This is a genomic window from Pseudomonas sp. PDM09, assembly GCF_014852305.1.
Taxonomy (GTDB): Bacteria; Pseudomonadota; Gammaproteobacteria; order Pseudomonadales; family Pseudomonadaceae; genus Aquipseudomonas.
In genome coordinates this window covers 857,515-877,224 of record NZ_JACVBI010000001.1, presented here as the reverse complement: position 1 = coordinate 877,224, position 19,710 = coordinate 857,515, and the positions used below count along the sequence as shown (strand labels likewise).

The following is a 19,710-nucleotide window of genomic DNA, read 5'->3' as shown; positions in this document are numbered from 1 at the left end:
TGAAGGTTCATAAAGCACGCCGAGCGTTTTACCGTACGCTGGTCATTAACGCCCGGGTATTGGACTGCTTGGGCGTTTTACAACGCGTTTTCGCCTGAGCGAGTCAGGGCTCGCAATGCGGCTCGGTTGAGGCAACCGGGGCTTACGCAGTAACTGACTTATTTCCTCTGCGCTGACCGCGCAGCTGAAAAAGTGGCCCTGAATTTCATCGCAGCCGTTTTCACGCAGGAAGGTTTGCTGCTCTTCGGTTTCGACACCTTCGGCAATGACCTTCAGGTTCAGTTTGTGCCCCAACGAAATCACTGCGGTGGCGATGGCTTTGTCGTTCTCGTTGTCGGGCAGATCGCGCACGAAAGACTGGTCGATCTTGAGTCTCGCGATCGGGAAACTTTTCAATGCTGCGAGGCTGGAGTAGCCGGTGCCGAAGTCGTCGATCGAGAGACTGATCCCCATTGATTGCAGTTCCTTCATTTTGCTGATGGCCTGCTGAAGGTCTTGCATGATCAGACTTTCGGTCAGCTCCAGCTCAAGGTACATCGGGTCCAGTCCGGTTTCTTGCAAGGCATGCATCACCCGGTCGATCAGGTCCCTTTCGATGAACTGGCGTGCTGAAATATTCACCGACATGGTGATCGGCGGCCAGCCCGCATCCTGCCAGGCCTTGTTCTGTCTGCACGCGGTATGAATCACCCAGTCGCCGATGGGCACGATCAAGCCGGTCTCTTCGGCCTGCGGAATGAATTTGATTGGAGACACCATGCCGAGCTCGGGGTGCTGCCAGCGGATCAGTGCTTCTACGCCGATAATCTGACCTGACTGCAAATCCACCTGTGGCTGGTACAGCAGCAGGAACTCGTCATGGTTGAGTGCGTTTCGAAGCCCGTCTTGCATGGCGAGCTTGCCCTGATCCTTGTTATTCATCTCGCTCGTATAGAACTGGTAACTGTTGCGCCCCAGCTCCTTGGCCCGGTACATGGCGGCGTCCGCGTTGCTGAGCAACGTCTCGGTATCGCTGCCGTCGGCGGGATAGGTGGCCAACCCCATGCTGCAGGTGACGTGGAGTGTATGTCCGCTGAGCTGAATCGGTTGCAGGATGGCTTCCTGGATTTTGTGCAGGGCGGGAGTAACGCCGTCGAGGTCTGAGGGCTGGTCGAACAGGATGATCACAAACTCGTCGCCACCCAGTCGCACGACGGTGTCGGTGCGGCGTACACATTCCAGCATGCGCTGGGCGACGGTTTTCAGCAGTTCGTCTCCAGCACTGTGCCCAAGGCTGTCATTCACCAGTTTGAATTTGTCCAGATCGAGAAACACCACCGTCACCAGCCGGCTGTAGCGCTGAGCATAAAGTATTGCCTGCTTGAGACGGTCTTCGAGCAGTGTGCGATTTGGCAGCCCGGTCAGCGCGTCATGGTCACCCATATAGCGAATGCGCTTTTCGGTCAGTTGGCGTTCTATCGCAATGCCGGCAAGCGGTGTCGCCATGTTGATCAGTCGCGTTTCGGTCGAGCTGGGGCTGCGCACGGTGCTGGAATACAAGGCAAACGTACCCAATACCTTGCGTTCATGGGACAGAATCGGCGTCGACCAGCACGCGCGAAATCCATAGGGCGCGGCGACTGAACGGTACTCCTCCCACAGCGGATCCAGCTCGATATCCGTGACGATGACCGGTTCTCGTCGATACACCGCGGTGCCGCATGAACCGACGTTCGGACCGATCGCAATCCCGTCAATGAGTTGGTTATAGGCTTTCGGCAAACTGGGCGCAGCCCCGTGCAGCAGGTGTTTGCCATCCTCATCCAGTACCAGGATGGACACCATCATCCCCTCCAGTTGGGACTCGACCAAGTGAGCCAGGCTGTCGAGGACTTCTGCAAGCTCGGTGCTCCTGGCGATCAGCTCCAGGACATGACCTTGTCCGGCACGGATGACGGCTTCTTGCTCTAATCGGCTGTTTTGCAAGGCGAGCCGTTCTGTGGCGATGCTCAATTGGACCGTTCTTTTTTCCAGCTGAAGTCGGTCTTTGAGAAATTGATTCACCGCGCGAGCCATGTTGCCGATCTCGTCCTTCCCATGTTCCGCCATCATCAAATGCGTCTTGTCAGTGCGCTCCTGACGCAATTGCCGGCTTATTTCATTCAGACGCACGAGCACATGACGCCCCATGAAGACCCGGGTCACGAACCAGGCAAACACCAGGCTGGCGCCCAACATGATCAGCACCCATTGCTGGCTACGATTTGAATCCTCGACCAGGCGCTGCAGGGCTTGGCGATAGTCTTCGGTGTAAGCACTGGATTGCGCACGGGCCACCGCGACCAGAACCCCGGCCTCGTTCTTCAGTTCCTCATTGAAGTGCTGTATGACGTTGTACTGATTGATGAGCCTCAGGCGCAGGGAGAAGAGATCGGGCGTCTCCACATTAGCGTCGGGTAGCTTGCCTGTGGTGCGTGACAGGCGCTCATATCGGATCCGCAGCCGTTGCACGGCATCACTGTCGACAGCCTGCGGCAGGTCGAAAAGTAACACCGCCAGTTCCAGGCTGGCCCGGGTCTGGGTCGCGGTTAACCGGGCGGTGTGATCCTCCATGGTTTGCTTGAAGGTGACCTCGGTTTGCAGCAGGCTTTCTCGCAACTGCGCAACGATGTTGGCGGTATTGCGGAACATCTGACTCGACTGATGCATGTCGAGTATCGCCACGCCACTGTTCGCGGCAGTCAGCTGCTGCACCAGTTGATCAAGGGCTTCAAGCTGTTCGACGGTCGCCGCATAGCTTGAACGCAGGGTGTCGGGGGAGCGGGTTGTCAGAAGCTGATCGGTCTGGCGTTCGATCAGCAAGGTACGCTGCAGCATGTCTTGCCCATTTTGCATGCGGACCAGTCGTTCCTCCGTCAACTGGCGGGTGCCGTTGTTTGACGTGCGCAAGGCGTAGACCGCCGTTGCACCACTCGCCAGGATCAGCAGCGCCAGCGTCAGAAACGCCAGTGTGAACTGTGCGCGTAGCGATTGCGGCAATAGCCGGCGTCCGAGCCGGGAAGTAACGTCCAATGTCAGGGATTCCATTGGTGGCGATAGATGTCTCGATAGCCATTGTCAGGGTCGTACTGGAATTTCTTCCCGCCGTCGAAGGCGATATTGTCGGCATTGACCAGGTGAATCGGCGCTACGAAGCCGCTCACCGGCAGACCTGCAAACAGCCGGTTCAATTCATCCATCACTTGCCAGCCATGCAGGTTGAGCGGCTCGGCCACGGTGACGGTCTGGTAGGTTTTTGCCTGTATGCGCAAGAAAGCCGAGGCGCTGCCATCACCGGCAGACAACAGACTGATGCCGTCACTGGGTATTGCGGCACTGGTCAATGAGGCAATCGAGTAGTCGAAATAGATATCGTTGATGGCCAGCGTGTGGGTCCAGCGCTTGCCATAGCGCTGAAGCAGCTCCTTGGTGATCGCCGGCATCTTCTCGCCACTTTCGGAGATCGCGACATCGCGCACTTCCAGCAACGTACATTCCCGACAGGCCCGAATGACGTTTTCCATGGCCTTGGCTTTCGCCATGGCGATGCTGTACTTGGAGTCGGTCAGGATGACCACGCCGGCGCGTCCGTTTGACTGTGCCACTGCCGCCATGGCCGTGAGGCGAGCCACTTCGAGCGGATCGGTCGTGACGTTCATGGCCACCGGCGTGCCGTCAATTGGCCCGGGGCGTGCCCCGGCGTGCCAGCCAACCACCGGCACATCCGTGTTGGCGAAGAGGATCAGCGCCGCATTGTTCTCAAGAGCATCGGAGCCGCACAGAATGAGGCCGTCGGGTTTCGCTGCCAGGGCATCGGAAAAGGCCTTTGCGCGCCCGGCCGATGATCCAGCGCCATCGAATATCTTCAGCGTCCAGCCCATCGCCTTGGCTGCCTCGCGAGCGCCCTGCGCGACACCGACAATTCCTCCGTTACGCAAATCTTCTGCGACAAGGGCGATGTTCTTGCCCCGCAGGGCTTGCGGGCCGGATTCAGGGCCGCTCCAGCGAACGGCTTCAAGGGTGGCCCTGGAAACGACTTCCTGCGCTTGAATCACCGTAACCGTGGCGTTTTCGACAGCGTATCCGGGAGTTGCCGTGAAAAGACAGCAAACCGTAATTGAAGCGAGTAGCCAGGGCCTGAGTAACCAGAGCCTGATCAGACAGGCTCGATCACCGCATGTGATGCCGGGTCTGGAGCTGATGGCGCGTTCATAGTCTGGCATGGCGTCCCTTTTTGCCAAGAGTGCAGCGTTCACTATCCGAAAGGATAGTCGGTTCTGCTGTCATCAGGTCTTTTGTGGGGAAAGTGCGCGAATTTTAGTCCTGAACATTCAGGAAATGGGACAGGGTCCATGGCCTACTTGCGCAACTTACGGCTCCTTGTATGGGGATTTGTGTACGCCGCCGGTCCATGTGTGGAAGCCTGCTCGCGATGCCCACAACGCGCTTAATGCCAATCCTTACACTCCGTGCAACACTGAATTGTCATCATTTCATTTGAAAGCCCGCCAATGGGAGGTGCATGCTAGAGGGCTAGCAATGAACTTATATCATTCCGAATGATAGTTACCTTCGGTTCATTCGATTCGTGCCATACAACCCCGCCAAGCATCATCCGTCCATCTCAATACATTGGCGGATGCATCCATGGAACAGTCACTCAAACATTTGCGCTTCCCCTTGGCCTTGTTGGCCGTGCTGGTGATGAGCGCCTGCGGCAAGACCCCGGACGCTGCCGCCACGATGCCCGCGGCCAAAGTCAGCGTGGCCAAGGTGCTGGAGCAACCGGTCAACGAGTGGGACGAATTCACCGGGCGCCTTGAAGCGCCGGAAACGGTAGAGATTCGTCCACGGGTTTCCGGCCAGATCGATGATGTGGCCTTCACCGAAGGCGCGTTGGTCAAGAAAGGCGACCTGCTGTTCCAGATCGATCCGCGTCCATTCCAGGCTGAGGTCCGCCGCCTCGAAGCCCTGGTTGCCCAAGCTCGCGCCACCGCCACCCGCAGTGAAAACGAATCCCAGCGCGGCGAACGCCTGCGCACCAGCAACGCGATTTCCGCCGAACTCGCCGACTCGCGTACCAGCGCGGCTCAAGAAGCCCGCGCCGCCGTCGGTGCCCTCCAGGCCCAATTGGACCTGGCCAAACTGAACCTGAGCTTCACCCGCGTCACTGCGCCTATCAGCGGCCGTGTCAGCCGTGCGGAAATCACCGCCGGCAACCTGGTGACCGCCGATACCACCGCGCTGACCAGCGTGGTGTCCACCGACAAGGTCTACGCCTACTTCGACGCCGACGAGCGTGTCTTCCTTAAATACACCCAGCTCGCCCGCCAGGGCCAACGCGGCGCAACCACGCCGGTTTACCTCGGCCTGTCCAATGAAGACGGCAACCCGCACCAGGGCCAGATGAACTTCGTCGACAACCAGGTCAACCCGAAGACCGGCACCATCCGCGGTCGTGCGGTGTTCGACAACAGCGACGGCACCTACACCCCGGGGCTTTATGCACGCCTGAAACTGGTGGGCAGCGGCACTTACTCCGCGGTGTTGATCAACGACGAAGCGGTCGGTACCGACCTGGGTAAAAAGTTCGTGCTGGTGATGGATACCGACAACAAAACGGCTTACCGCCCCGTCGAACTGGGTCCGAAGATCGAAGGTCTGCGCATCGTGCGCAGCGGCCTGAACAAAGACGACACCATCATCGTCAAGGGCTTGCAACGGGTTCGCCCTGGTTCACCGGTCACCCCTGAAGTGATCCCGATGGCCAGCCAGGAAACCCTCGCGGCGCTGGCTCAACAACGACAAGCGCTGGAAGCCAGCAACCTGCCCCAAGTCGCACCTGCCAAGGTCGCGCCGGGTACGGTTGTGAAAGTGGCTGCTGCCACTCCACGCGGTTAAGGGACAATTACTCCGATGAATTTTTCCCAATTCTTCATTTCACGGCCGATCTTCGCAGCGGTACTGTCGCTGCTGATCCTGATCGCCGGCGCCATCTCGCTGTTCCAGTTGCCGATCAGCGAATACCCCGAAGTCGTGCCGCCGACCGTTGTGGTCCGTGCCAACTTCCCGGGCGCCAACCCTAAAGTCATCGGTGAAACCGTGGCCGCTCCGTTGGAGCAAGCCATCACCGGCGTCGAGAACATGCTGTACATGTCCTCGCAGTCCACCGCTGACGGCAAGATCACCCTGACCATCACCTTCGCCCTGGGCACTGACCTGGACAACGCGCAGGTACAGGTGCAGAACCGCGTGACCCGGACCGAACCCAAGCTTCCCGAGGAAGTGACGCGTATCGGTATCACCGTCGACAAAGCTTCGCCCGACCTGACCATGGTTGTGCACTTGACCTCGCCGGACAAACGCTACGACATGCTCTACCTGTCCAACTACGCCTTGCTCAACATCAAGGATGAGCTGGCGCGTCTGGGCGGTGTCGGTGATGTGCAGCTGTTCGGTATGGGCGATTACTCGCTACGGGTATGGCTCGATCCGAACAAGACCGCTTCGCGCAACCTGACCGCCACCGATGTGGTCACTGCGATTCGTGAACAAAACCGTCAAGTGGCGGCCGGTGCCCTGGGCGCTCCGCCTGCGCCGAATGCCACCGCGTTCCAGTTGTCGGTGAACACGCAAGGTCGTCTGGTTTCCGAGGAAGAGTTCGAGAACATCATCATTCGTTCCGGCGAAAATGGTGAAATCACTCGCCTTAAAGACATCGCTCGCGTCGAACTCGGCTCCAGCCAGTACGCCCTGCGCTCCTTGCTCGACAACCAGCCGGCGGTGGCGATCCCGATCTTCCAGCGCCCTGGCTCCAACGCGATCCAGATCTCCAACGACGTCCGGGAGAAAATGGCCGAGCTGAAGAAGAACTTCCCGGAAGGCATGGATTTCAGCATCGTCTATGACCCGACGATCTTCGTGCGCGGTTCCATCGAGGCGGTGGTTCACACCCTCTTCGAAGCGCTGATCCTCGTGGTACTCGTAGTGATCCTGTTCCTGCAAACCTGGCGCGCCTCGATCATCCCGTTGGTAGCAGTGCCGGTTTCGCTGATCGGTACGTTTGCCGTGATGCACCTGTTCGGCTTCTCGTTGAATGCCCTGTCGCTGTTCGGACTGGTACTGGCCATTGGTATCGTGGTCGACGATGCGATTGTGGTGGTGGAGAACGTCGAGCGAAACATCGGGCTCGGATTAACCCCTGTAGAAGCCACCAAGCGTGCGATGCGTGAAGTGACCGGCCCGATCATCGCGACGGCGCTGGTGTTGTGTGCGGTGTTTATCCCGGCCGCGTTCATCTCCGGCTTGACCGGGCAGTTCTATAAACAGTTCGCCCTGACCATTGCGATTTCGACCGTGATCTCGGCCTTCAACTCGCTGACTTTGTCGCCGGCGCTGGCCGCCGTATTGCTCAAGAGCCATGACGCGCCGAAGGACCGTTTCTCCAAGGTTCTGGACAAGATCTTCGGTGGCTGGTTGTTCCGCCCGTTCAACCGTTTCTTTGACAAGGCCAGCCACGGCTATGTCGGCACCGTGGGCCGGGTTATCCGCAGCAGCGGTATCGCCCTGCTGGTGTACGCAGGCCTGATGGTGTTGACGTTCTTCGGTTTCTCCAATACCCCGACCGGTTTCGTACCCGGCCAGGACAAGCAATACCTGGTGGCCTTCGCGCAACTGCCGGACGCCGCGAGCCTGGACCGTACCGAAGACGTGATCAAGCGCATGTCCGACCTGGCCCTGAAACAGCCTGGCGTGGAAAGCGCGGTGGCCTTCCCGGGTCTGTCGATCAACGGGTTCACCAACAGCCCTAACTCCGGCATCGTGTTCGTGACCCTGAAGCCTTTCGACGAGCGCAAGGATCCGAGCATGTCCGCCGGTGCGATTGCCGGTGCATTGAACGGCCAGTATGCAGGGATTCAGGAAGCCTACATGGCGATCTTCCCGCCGCCGCCGGTACAAGGCCTGGGCACCATTGGCGGTTTCCGCCTGCAGATCGAAGACCGGGGCAACCTGGGCTATGACGAGCTGTACAAAGAAACCATGAACATCATCGCTAAAAGCCACAGCGTTCCGGAGCTGGCAGGCCTGTTCACCAGCTACACGGTGAACGTGCCGCAGGTCGATGCCGCCATCGACCGGGAAAAAGCCAAGACCCACGGCGTGGCCGTCAGCGATATCTTCGACACCCTGCAGATCTACCTGGGTTCGCTGTATGCCAACGACTTCAACCGCTTCGGTCGCACCTACCAGGTCAACGTTCAGGCTGAGCAGCAGTTCCGTCTCGAATCGGACCAGATCGGTCAGCTGAAAGTGCGTAACAACCGCGGCGAGATGATTCCGCTGGCGACCTTCATCAAGGTCAGCGACACCTCGGGGCCGGACCGTGTGATGCACTACAACGGCTTCATCACCGCTGAAATCAACGGTGCGGCAGCCCCCGGCTACAGCTCCGGCCAGGCCGAGAAAGCCATCGAGAAACTGCTCAAGGACGAATTGCCCAACGGCATGACCTACGAGTGGACCGACCTGACCTACCAGCAGATTCTGTCCGGCAACACAGCGCTGTTCGTGTTCCCGCTCTGCGTACTGCTGGCGTTCCTGGTGCTCGCGGCTCAATACGAAAGCTGGAGCCTGCCACTGGCGGTGATCCTGATCGTACCGATGACCCTGCTGTCGGCCATCACCGGTGTGATTGCCTCGGGCGGCGACAACAACATCTTCACCCAGATCGGTTTGATCGTACTGGTGGGACTGGCCTGTAAGAACGCGATTCTGATCGTTGAGTTTGCCAAGGATAAACAGGAAGAAGGCCTCGGCCCGCTGGCAGCGGTATTGGAAGCTTGCCGCCTGCGTCTGCGGCCGATCCTGATGACCTCCTTCGCGTTCATCATGGGTGTGGTGCCTCTGGTCTTCTCCAGCGGTGCCGGTGCCGAAATGCGTCATGCCATGGGGGTGGCGGTGTTCTCCGGGATGCTCGGGGTGACCTTCTTCGGTCTGTTGCTGACGCCAGTGTTCTACGTACTGATTCGTAACTTTGTGGAGCGCGGTGAAGCGCGCAAAGCGGCCAAGGCGCTGAAATTGGAAAAGCAACTGGAGGCGCAACAATGACCCTGAAAGCCTTCCTGCCGAGCCTTCTGGTGCTGGCCTTGAGTGCCTGCGCCGTCGGCCCGGACTACAAAACCCCAACCACGGAGGCGGCCAACATCACGGCCGCCACCGATGGCAGCGCCGGTCAGAAGAACTTCGACCGCGCCCGTTTCGAAGGCATCTGGTGGCAGCAGTTCGACGATCCGACCCTCAACCAGTTGGTGACCCAATCCTTGCAAGGCAACCGTGATTTGCGCGTGGCCTTCGCTCGCTGGAAAGCGGCCCGGGCGATTCGCGATGACGCCAGCAATGACGCCATGCCGACCATCACCAGCCGCGCCAGCAGTGATTTGGCCAAGGGGCAGATTCCCGGCCAGACCACCGACCGGGTCAGCAGTGAACGCTATGACCTGGGCCTGGATATGGCCTGGGAACTGGACTTGTTCGGTCGCATCCAGCGCAACCTGGAATCCAGCGACGCTGAACAGCAGGCCGCCGAAGCCGATCTTTACCAACTGCAAGTCACCATGATTGCCGAATTGGTGGACGCCTATGGCCAACTGCGCGGCGCACAGCTGCGGGAAAAGATTGCCCTGGCCAACCTGAACAACCAGCAGGAGTCGCGCAAGATCACCGAAAGCCTGCGTGATGCCGGTGTCGGCGATCAGCTGGACGTGGTTCGCGCCGATGCGCGCCTGGCCTCTGTCGAAGCCAGCGTGCCGCAACTGCAGGCCGAACAGGTGCGTCAGCGCAACCGCATCGCCACCTTGCTGGGCGAGCGTCCGGACAAGCTGAGCGTCGACCTGAGTCCAAAAGACTTGCCGGCCATCGCCAAGGCCCTGCCAATCGGTGATCCGGGCGAGCTGCTGCAACGGCGTCCGGACATCCGTAGCGCCGAACGCCAACTGGCGGCCGCCACCGCTCGCATCGGCGTGGCCAAGGCTGATTTGTTCCCACGGGTCAGCCTCAGCGGCTTCCTCGGTTTCACCGCCGGGCGCGGATCGCAGATCGGTTCCTCGGCAGCTAATGCCTGGGCACTGGGCCCAAGCATTACCTGGGCGGCATTCGACCTGGGCAGCGTGCGCGCCCGTTTGCGCGGTGCCGATGCTGAAGCCGAAGGCGCCTTGGCGACCTACGAGCAGCAAGTGCTGCTGGCGCTGGAAGAGTCGGAAAACGCCTTCAGCGATTACGGCAAACGTCAGCAGCGCCTGATCTCGCTGATTCGTCAAAGCGAATCCAGCCGCGCCGCTGCGGACCTGGCCGATATTCGCTACCGCGAAGGCACCGTGGACTTCCTCGTGTTGCTCGATGCCCAGCGTGAGCGCCTCGCAGCCGAAGACACCCAGGCCCAGGCCGAAGTCGATTTGTATCGCGGCATTGTCGCGATCTACAAAGCCCTTGGCGGCGGCTGGCAGCCAGAGACGGTCGCCAGCAAGTAACGTTTTATAGAGCTCCTTTGGTTGGCCGCAACCAACCAATTCTTTTGCCCCGCGCCTCATTCGGTCGCGGGGCTTTTTTTGTCTGCACGCCGTGCTGGAGTCACCCCCCCCCCTGTGGGAGCGGGCTTGCTCGCGAATGCGATGTATCAGCCGCAGAATATCTATTGGATGTACCGGCCTCTTCGCGAGCAAGCCCGCTCCCACAGAGGTTAGTGGGTTGCCTTGCTATCGCCGTTTTCCATGATGGTTACCGTGGCCGTGGTCCCGGCACGCAGGCGGTTTTTGGCGACATAGTCGGCGTCGATTTGAATCCGCACCGGCACCCGTTGCGCCAGCTTCACCCAGGTGTAACTGGGGTTTATGTTTGCCAGCAGGCGACTGCCGGGGGAGTTCTCGCGGTCGGCGATAGCAAAAGCGATGCTTTGCACGGTGCCGCCGAAGGTCTCGCCGCTCATCAACTCGACCCTGACCCGGTCGCCCTCCTCGATTCGCGGCAGCTTTGTTTCTTCAAAGTAGCCGCTGACATAAAACGAGTCGCTATCCACCAGCGCCAGCAACGCCCCTCCGGCAGTGGCGTAATCCCCCTGACGAGTCAGCAGGTTGGTCACATAACCGCTAACAGGCGCTGCGACCCGCGTGCGCTGCAAGTCCAGTTCGGCCTGGGTCAATGCGGCAATCGCCAGTTGCACATTGGCTTGTGCCAGGCCCAGATTGGCCTGATTGCGTAACAACTCCGCCTGCGCCACAGCCACTTCAGTACTGGACTTTTCCCATTCTTCGCCGGAGATCGCGAAACCCTGTTTGAGGGTTCGACGGCGGCGCTCTTCGCTTTGGCGCTGCCTGAGCAGCGCTTCGCTGGAGACAATCGTCGCTTCAGACTGGCCCAGCGTGGCTTTTGCGACTTCCACTGCGCGCTTGGCATGCTCCACTGCCAGCGTATAACGAGCCGGGTCGATCTCCAGCAGCAACTGGCCTTTCGTAACATGCTGGTTGTCTTGAACACTCAGGCTGACGATGCGCCCCGAGACATCTGCGGACAACGTCACCACATCGGCGCGAACCCGCGCATCCCGAGTCCAGGGCGCGCGGGTGTAATGTTCCCAGGCGAACCAGCCGAGCACGAAGGCCAGCAATACCACCGCCACAGTCACGAGTCGGGCAAGGATCTTCTTCAAGGCATCAAGCTCCCATCACCAGAATCAGCGTCGCGCAAACGCTGGCGTATAACGCGCCTTCGAACAAGGCCTCATGCCAGACAAAACGCAGCACGCCAAAACGGCGCAAGATCCAGTCCAGCAGCAGGAAGATCGGCAGGGCCAGCAGTAACGCCTGGGCAATCGGCGGCAAGTAGACGCCGCCCAATTCAAAATCAATGGGCAAGGGCTGGCTCTCCTTCCGTTTGGGCGGGTTGAAAGTATTGGCGATGTCGCTCCAGAAACGACACCACGATCAACAACGCCACGCGCATCCTGAAAACCGACCACAGGTGTTCATGAACGTCTAAATGCAAGTCGTCCATTTCATCGCCCAAGACACGCAAGTTTCCGAGCAGTTGCTCAAGGTCAATCCCGGGCCGCCCGGAGATCAATCGGCCTGTCTCACGCACGGCAGCCAGCAAACGGTTTTGCTGGTCTGTACTCAGCAACGTGTTGCTTTGCCCCTGTTGCCTGAGCTGGTTCAAAGCCACACCCAGTGCCATGCACCCAAGGCTGACTTCGAACAGCTCGCTGGAGTGCTTGTCGTTGGTAGCCGGTAATAGTCCCAACATCATGGTCAGGCGATCGACCATACGACTTTCAAACGCAAATTGCTGTTCATCGGTGGCCGGCGTCTTCAGCAAAGCGTAGACCTGCTCGCAGTTTTCACTGAACAGCCGACGTATCCGCAAAACGGGCCTGAACGGGAAGATCAAGGCGTAGACGCTGAGCGCCAGCGCGGAGGCGCTGATGTACGCACCAGCAAACTCAAACCACTGAATGGCGCTGTTTTGGCCGATTTCTGTGTTTTGCGGCCCCAGCAACAGAATGGTCGTCAGTCCAAGACCAATGCCTGTGCCGGTGGTTGGCGGACTGGCCAGCCCCACCGCGACGGCATACAGCAATGGGGCAAGCAACAAGGCGAGTAATTCGAAGTCACTGATCATCGGTATCAGCATGAACAGATAGAGCGCCGACACCACCATGGCCAGACCCTGCCCCCTGGCAAAGCTTTGCGCAGCCAGCAACGGTCGCGGAAAAGTCGCCATCAGCGAACAGAGAATCCCCACCACAATCATCCCGCCACGGGCCCCGTCCCAGGCAGTCTCGATCCAGATCAGACCGGCCACCAGCAGCGCGACAAATGCCCGGACTGCATTCATTGCCGCCAAGGTGAAGTCCAGATGCAGCGGATTGTCCTGGCCACGGAATACGCAACTGGCTTCACGCCCTTCCTGGATCGCGTCGCTTAGCTCCAGAATCTGTGCCAGCTGCTCTAGCATCCGCGCCTGCTCCCAACGCAGTGCCCAGGCCAATGAACGCAGGGTGGCAGGCATCGTCTCGGTGAGTTGTTCGGCCTTGTAGGCCTGGTCATCGAAACGCTGTTGCAGCGCCGCGAAAGAGTGCCGCGCCTCAGTCGACAATGAACGCCCTCGCAGGGCCAATTCATCGAGAAACGCCAGTTCTTCGGCGCGCAAACGTTGTATCTCTTCCGGCAACGCGCCTTCCCAGCGTTCGGTGAGCAGTTGCCGCTGGTGACGCAGGGCCGTCAACCGCGAAGTCAGCAGCACCAGCTGATTGCCCAGCAGTTGCACCAGCCCATTGGCGCTGCGCAACCGTGGCGCATCGTAATATAAATGCCGACGTACCCCCTCCAGAGCACTGATTGCACCGAGCAGTTGCATCTGCCGCCGATGGAAATCGGCCTCGCTTTCTTCGGTTCGAATGACGGCAGCAGCGTGGGTCGCGAGCAGCTTGATGACCTGATCGATCTTGGCGAAGTAATCCCGCGCCACAGCTTCCGGCCGCGCCGTGAGAAGGCTGACCACGCACACGCAAGCCACCGCCAAAAGCGTCTCGGTCACACGAGTGACGGCCAGCAGGAACGTGCCGTCCTGATCGGGCACCGCCAGCAGCGCCACGACCACCGCCGTGTACCCGCTCAGAACAAATGCCTGGGAGCTGGTGTAGCGCAACAAGGTGCCGCCGGCGGTACAGAATGCCAACCACAAGGCCAGGGTGAGGATGAAAGGCAGGGGCGCCTGGGGGAAGATCGCCATGATCAACACCGCCACCACCGCTCCTAACGTGGTGCCGATGACCTGGCCGAAACTTCGGGCAAGGGCCATGCCGCCCAATGGCTGGCTGACGATGACCACCGCCATGATCGACCACTTGGGCTGCTCAAGGTCGAACAGGAAGGCCAGATACAATGTCAGCAGCCCGGCCACAATGGTTCTCAGGGCGAACAGCAGCACCTCTCGTCCGGGGTTGAGTATCGCCTTGAAATATTGAAGCAGGGGTTGCATGGGTGTGCTCATTAAGTCATCTCCAGCAAGCGTAGTCATTGCTTCAGTGCCTCGACAGGTTTCAGTGTCGACAAAACCTGTAGGCAAATTCGCCGATGGACACGCTTACCTTGATAGAGCCTGTCGATTACCTCGTCAGCCATAGCAATTGGACAGCCCCCCCGCCGCCCCTTAGGCTGACACTGCTGCGAAAGCGCCACTCTCTATATAAAGTTGCTGCCCATGATTGTGCGTTCCAAGCCGAATCTGATCGGCATGCTGTTTTCCCTTAAAGGCTCGATTGCCAAGCGTATTGCCTTGCGCAGTCTATTGGTGACCTTGCTCGCGTCGGTCATTGTGTTGGTGGAGACTTGGCACCCGGCCTATTTTTCCAAGGTCAATGCCACACCCTTCACCCTGCTGGGATTGGCGCTGTCGATATTCATGAGTTTTCGCAACAATGCTTGCTACGACCGTTGGTGGGAGGGTCGCAAGCAACTGGGGCAACTGATCATCGAAGTACGCTCGTTGATTCGCGAAACCCAAGGGTTGATGACGGCGGCCGAACGTGAACTTCTGCTGCGTGAACTCTGCGGTTTCGCCCATGGCTTGATCGCCCGCCTGCGTTTTGAAAACGAGATGAGCGCGATCAAACCGTGGACGCAAGAAGCCGTAGACGCAAAGCACCCGAACATCACTGACGCACTCTTGCAGCGAATCGGTGCTCGGTGTTCAGCGCTGGCCGAACGTGGTCAGATCAGCGAGTGGCGTTACACCCAACTGGAAACTCGACTGGTCAGCCTCAGCCAGGTCCAGGCCAGTTGCGAACGAATCAAAAGCACGCCGCTGCCCTTCCCTTACACCCTGCTGCTGCACCGCACCATTTACCTGTTCTGCATCTTGTTGCCATTTGCCATGGCCGAACCCCTCGGCTGGCTGACGCCGGTGATCACCGCCATTGTCAGCTACACCTTTTTTGGCCTCGACGAAATCGGCGACGACCTGGAAGACCCTTTCGGCTTCGATGAGAACGATCTGCCGTGCAATGCGATTGTGCGCATGCTGGAGCGCGAAGTGCTGGCAGCGCTGGGGCAAACCGCGTTGCCACCCGCCCTTGAGCCGGTCGACTACGTGCTGACCTAAGCTTGGGTTTGACTCACAGCCCGGCCTGACCGAAGCTGGTGGCTTTGCAAAAGCCTGCCAGCTCCCGGATTCCTGCATGCCTCAGTCCCGCCGCTACTTGCTCATCAGCCTCTGCGTATTGTTTGCCCTCGCCCTCGCCTGGTTTTTCCTGCGTAGCACGACGCCCGTGGTGCCGGCGGCGATCAAGCATGGCTACAGCGAAGCGCTGGCCCAGGCACGCGCGGGTCAACCGGGGGCGGCGCGGGTGCTTTACCAGCAATTGGGTCGCCCTGACCTGTCGACCAAGCGCCGTGTCTGGCTGCACGCCGAACTGCCCAACTACCCAAGCCCGCAAGCCCTGAAACTGGCGGATGCGGACTTGCAACATCCATCGGCGGATGTGCGCATCGCAGCGATCAAAAGCATCAGTGGGTTGGTGCCCAGCGGGCAGCGCAGCCTGTTGCTGGGGCCCTTGCTTGATGACAGCGATCCGAGCGTCCGGTTTGCGGCGGTCAACGCCTTATTGGGTCTGACGCCGGATGAACTGGGGTTGTACTTCGGCCCCTTGGAGCAGGCCATCGATGCTTGGGAGCAGCTCCTCAAGGGTCAGCCGGAAAGCGCCGAAACCCAATACCAACTGGCGCGCCTGCACTTGCACAATGCCGAGCTGAAGGATGCGCAGCAGGCCTTGGAGCGCACGTTACAACTGGCGCCCGGCAACCTGCCGGCATTGGTGATGCAGATCGAAGTGCTGGATAAACAGGGCCAAAGCGATGCCGCCAGGCAATTGTTGGCGAAACAGTTAAAGGCCCAGCCTGACTCGGCTTACCTGCAACATGCGCTGGGGCTCTGGTTGCTGCATCACGGGCAAAGTGAGTTCGCCCTGCTCGGGCTGTCCAAAGCCGTGGAGCTTGAGCCGGACAACAAGGATTACCGCTACGACCTGGCCACCACGCTGCACGGTGAGCAGGAGCTGGAGGCGGCGCAGAACCAGTTGCAGGAAATCGTCCAGCGCCACCCGGCCGATCGCAAGGCGCGCGTGCTGCTGATCAACTATTGGAAGGAAAGCGGACAGTTGCAGAACGTGCAGATATTGCTGGCACAGCTGGAACAGCTCAACCCCGACGATCCGGCGTTGCAGCAAGGGCTTTAATCAAGATCTTTGCTTTTTTGTACAAGAACCACACACAAACACAAAAGGTTGAACCGCCGTCTCGGCGAAAGGTCAAGTGATCAGGCATTCCATTCAGGCACTTCAAGCCTGTTGCCTCGCTTCCCCTAGTCATGAGAGGGCATTTCTTGTCTACATCTAACGAGTTGATCAGTGCAAAAGCCGCCACCGGCATTGAAGGTCTGGATGACATCCTGGCCGGTGGATTGTCCCGCGGCCACGTGTTCTTGCTGGAGGGTGAACCCGGAACCGGCAAAACCACCGTCGCATTGCATTTTTTGCTGGCTGGCGCCCATGCCGGCGAGCGCTCGTTGTACATCACCTTGTCTGAAACCGAGCGCGAGCTGCGCCAAGGGGCGTTGTCCCACGGCTGGGAGCTGGATGAGAACATCCACATCTTCGAGCTGACGCCGCCGGAAAGCCTGCTCAATGCCGAACAACAGCAGAGCCTGCTGTATTCCTCGGACCTGGAGCTGGGTGAAGCCACCAAACAGATTTTCGAAGCGGTCGAACGGGTCAAACCGACCCGCGTGGTGGTCGACAGCCTGTCCGAAATCCGCCTGTTGGCCCAAAGTTCTTTGCGCTATCGCCGGCAGATTCTGGCCATCAAGCATTACTTCGTGCGCTACGAGGCCACGGTGCTGCTGCTGGACGACCTGACCACCGAAGCCCTCGACAAAACCGTGCACAGTGTGGCCCACGGGGTGATTCGTCTCGAAGAATTGACGCCCAACTACGGTGCCGAACGCCGGCGCATCCGCGTGGTGAAGTATCGCGGCCAGAAGTACCGGGGCGGTTTCCATGACTTCACCATCATGGGTGACGGCGTGCATGTGTTCCCACGCCTGGTGGCGGCCGAACATCGCGGCCGTTATATCCGCCAGCAATTGACCAGTGGCATCCCGGAAATGGATGCCCTGCTCGGTGGCGGTATCGAGACGGGGTCCAGCACTCTGATCCTAGGCCCGGCCGGCACTGGCAAATCGCTGATCTCGATGATCTTCGCCGCTGCGGCGGTGGCCCGTGGCGAAAAGGCCGCGTTGTTCATCTTCGATGAAGAACTGGGGCTGCTGTTCGAGCGGATGAAAAACATCGGCATCGACCTGAAGGCCCTGGAAGACACCGGCAACCTGCTGATCGAGCAAGTGGACGCCGCCGAATTGTCCCCCGGCGAGTTCTCCTACCGGGTTCGTCGTTGTGTCGATGAACGCAATATCAAAACCGTGGTGATCGACAGTATCAACGGCTATCAGGCGGCGATGCCCGAGGAAAATGCGCTGGTGCTGCACATGCACGAGTTGCTGCTATACCTCAATCGCCAAGGCGCCGCCACCTTCATGACCGTCGCCCAACATGGGCTGGTCGGTGACATGCAGGCCCCCGTCGACATTACTTATCTCGCCGACACGGTCATTCTGCTGCGCTACTTCGAAGCCCTGGGCAAGGTTCGCCGAGCGATCTCGATCATCAAAAAACGTACCGGCAGCCACGAATCGACCATCCGCGAATACCGCATCAGCAGCCACGGCATGACCATCGGTAAACCACTGGAGGCATTCCAGGGTGTATTGCGTGGCGTGCCCACTTATCTGGGCGCGAGCAATCCGCTGCTTGAGGAAGATGCCCAGTGACGGTCATGGAGGCAATGTCCGAGCGTGCGATCATTCTTGCGCCGTTGGGACGCGACAGCCAGATCGCGCTGATGATGCTCAACGAGGCAGGGTTCGACGGGGTCATCACCCGGGATCTGGGCGCGTTGTGCAATGAGCTGTCGCTAGGTGCCGGCCTGCTGGTGATTGCTTGCGAGGCTTTATTGGGCGCCGACCTTGAACCACTGCTGGGTCTGATCGAACAGCAACCGGCGTGGTCGGATCTGCCGATCGTGCTGCTGACTCACCACGGTGGCCCGGAGCAGAACCCTGCATCGCGACTCGGTTCGCAGTTGGGCAACGTGACTTTCCTTGAGCGCCCGTTCCATCCGGTCACGCTGATCAGCCTGGTCACCACGGCGTTGCGCGGGCGACGTCGGCAGTATGAAGCCCGAGACCGGTTGATTGATCTGAGCCAAAGTGAACTGCGCCTGCAAAATACCCTGGAAACCCTCGAGCAACAGGTTGAAGAGCGCACCGCGCAATTGCGCCGCAACGAGGAAGTCCTCAGGCAGTCGCAGAAAATGGAAGCGGTCGGCCAACTCACCGGCGGCATTGCCCACGACTTCAACAACATGCTGACCGGCATCATCGGCAGTCTGGAGCTGCTGCGTCGACGCCTGGCGCGCGGACGCACCGAAGACCTGGACAGTCTGATCGATCTTGGAGTGACCTCCGCCAACCGCGCGGCGGGCCTGACGCATCGTCTGCTGGCGTTCTCCCGTCGCCAGTCGCTGGATTCAAAACCGGTGCAGATGAATACCCTAGTGGTATCCATGGGTGAACTGTTGCAGCGCAGCATCAACGAAAGCATTCACCTGGAAATGCAGCTGGACGAGCAACTGTGGGTCGCCGAGGCAGATCCCAACCAACTCGAAAGCGCCCTGCTCAACCTGGTGCTCAACGCCCGGGATGCCATGCCCGACGGCGGAAAGCTGCTGGTAAAAACCTCCAATCAGCATCTGGATCCGGGGTTCACCGCGGCACACAGCAATCTGCAGCCGGGCGATTACATCGTCCTGAGCGTCACCGATACCGGTTGCGGCATGCCGCAAAGCACCATCAACCGGGCCTTTGATCCCTTCTTCACGACCAAACCCATTGGCCAGGGCACAGGCCTTGGATTGTCGATGATTTATGGTTTCAGTAAACAGTCCGGCGGCCATGCGAGCATTCACAGTGAAGTCGGAAAAGGCACCACGGTCAGTCTGTTTTTGCCGCGTTTCAGCGGCGAACTGGTCCAGGACGCCCAAATCGATGCCCAACACGCTCCTTACGCCCGGGACGGCGAAACCGTGCTGATCGTCGAGGATGATCCCGCAGTTCGAGTGTTGGTCAGTGCCGTATTAAGTGAATTGGGCTACGCCTTCGTTGAAGCGGGCGATGCCGACAGCGCCGTGCCGATACTCAACTCCAGTCAGCGAATCGACTTGCTGATCAGCGACGTGGGACTGCCGGGCATGAACGGCCGGCAACTGGCGGAAATCGGCCGGCAGTATCGGCCTGATCTGAAGGTATTGTTCATCACCGGGTATGCCGAACACGCCGCCGTGCGCGGTGGTTTTCTTGATCCCGGCATGCAGATGATCACCAAGCCGTTCACCTTCGATTTGTTGACGGCGAAGGTGCGGGAGATGATCAGAATCTGAGGGATTCTCGTGTAGGAGCTGCCGAAGGCTGCGATCTTTTGATCTGGGCCGTCGCGCAAGCGCAAAAAGATCAAAAGATCAAAAGATCAAA

12 protein-coding genes are annotated in these 19,710 nt (G+C 59.5%); 7 read left to right on the top strand and 5 right to left on the bottom strand.

Annotation, left to right across the window (positions count from 1 at the left end; translation table 11 throughout):
• Positions 1-45: 45 nt before the first annotated feature.
• Positions 46-3,066, bottom strand: coding sequence for an EAL domain-containing protein (locus IB250_RS03860; RefSeq protein ID WP_192343045.1), 3,021 nt, complete (start codon positions 3,064-3,066; stop codon positions 46-48).
• A complete protein-coding gene (locus IB250_RS03855; protein ID WP_192343203.1) occupies positions 3,054-4,073 on the bottom strand; it encodes a substrate-binding domain-containing protein in 1,020 nt (339 codons plus the stop codon). Before IB250_RS03855 ends, IB250_RS03860 begins: the two co-directional genes overlap by 13 nt.
• A 592-nt stretch (positions 4,074-4,665) precedes the next feature.
• Here IB250_RS03855 and mexE point away from each other — a divergent pair.
• The 3 genes from mexE to IB250_RS03840 are packed head-to-tail and all read left to right on the top strand — an operon-like array spanning position 4,666 to position 10,544.
• The gene (mexE, locus tag IB250_RS03850) at positions 4,666-5,919 is read left to right on the top strand and encodes a multidrug efflux RND transporter periplasmic adaptor subunit MexE (protein WP_192343044.1); all 1,254 of its coding nucleotides are present in this window, start codon (positions 4,666-4,668) and stop codon (positions 5,917-5,919) included.
• A 15-nt stretch (positions 5,920-5,934) separates the two neighbouring features.
• Positions 5,935-9,126 carry an efflux RND transporter permease subunit gene (locus IB250_RS03845; protein ID WP_192343043.1) on the top strand — a complete coding sequence of 1,064 codons (3,192 nt, stop codon included), beginning with the start codon at positions 5,935-5,937 and terminating at the stop codon, positions 9,124-9,126.
• The gene (locus IB250_RS03840) at positions 9,123-10,544 is read left to right on the top strand and encodes an efflux transporter outer membrane subunit (protein ID WP_192343042.1); all 1,422 of its coding nucleotides are present in this window, start codon (positions 9,123-9,125) and stop codon (positions 10,542-10,544) included. The genes IB250_RS03845 and IB250_RS03840 overlap by 4 nt, the downstream gene beginning before the upstream one ends.
• A gap of 209 nt (positions 10,545-10,753) precedes the next feature.
• Here the strand turns inward: IB250_RS03840 and IB250_RS03835 are convergent, their stop codons facing one another.
• Genes IB250_RS03835 through IB250_RS03825 form a run of 3 tightly spaced genes read right to left on the bottom strand, consistent with a single transcriptional unit; the run spans position 10,754 to position 14,061 of the window.
• Positions 10,754-11,719 (bottom strand): HlyD family secretion protein, encoded by a 966-nt coding sequence (locus IB250_RS03835; protein WP_048393500.1) that lies wholly within the window; start codon positions 11,717-11,719, stop codon positions 10,754-10,756.
• 4 nt (positions 11,720-11,723) lie between these two features.
• Positions 11,724-11,924 (bottom strand): DUF1656 domain-containing protein, encoded by a 201-nt coding sequence (locus IB250_RS03830; protein ID WP_192343041.1) that lies wholly within the window; start codon positions 11,922-11,924, stop codon positions 11,724-11,726.
• Positions 11,914-14,061, bottom strand: a complete 2,148-nt coding sequence (locus IB250_RS03825; RefSeq protein WP_192343040.1) for an FUSC family protein — start codon at positions 14,059-14,061, stop codon at positions 11,914-11,916. The genes IB250_RS03830 and IB250_RS03825 overlap by 11 nt, the downstream gene beginning before the upstream one ends.
• Positions 14,062-14,271: 210 nt before the next feature.
• Here IB250_RS03825 and IB250_RS03820 point away from each other — a divergent pair, with 210 nt between their 5' ends.
• The 4 genes from IB250_RS03820 (at position 14,272) to IB250_RS03805 (ending at position 19,619) form a co-directional block, all read left to right on the top strand.
• The gene (locus IB250_RS03820; protein ID WP_192343039.1) at positions 14,272-15,171 is read left to right on the top strand and encodes a bestrophin family protein; all 900 of its coding nucleotides are present in this window, start codon (positions 14,272-14,274) and stop codon (positions 15,169-15,171) included.
• A 76-nt stretch (positions 15,172-15,247) separates the two neighbouring features.
• Positions 15,248-16,303 (top strand): tetratricopeptide repeat protein, encoded by a 1,056-nt coding sequence (locus tag IB250_RS03815; RefSeq protein ID WP_192343038.1) that lies wholly within the window; start codon positions 15,248-15,250, stop codon positions 16,301-16,303.
• Positions 16,304-16,449: 146 nt separating this feature from the next.
• Positions 16,450-17,952 carry an ATPase domain-containing protein gene (locus tag IB250_RS03810; protein WP_192343037.1) on the top strand — a complete coding sequence of 501 codons (1,503 nt, stop codon included), beginning with the start codon at positions 16,450-16,452 and terminating at the stop codon, positions 17,950-17,952.
• Positions 17,953-17,957: 5 nt separating this feature from the next.
• Entirely contained in the window at positions 17,958-19,619 is a 1,662-nt protein-coding gene (locus tag IB250_RS03805) for an ATP-binding protein (RefSeq protein WP_225603302.1), read from the top strand.
• Positions 19,620-19,710 lie beyond the last annotated feature (91 nt).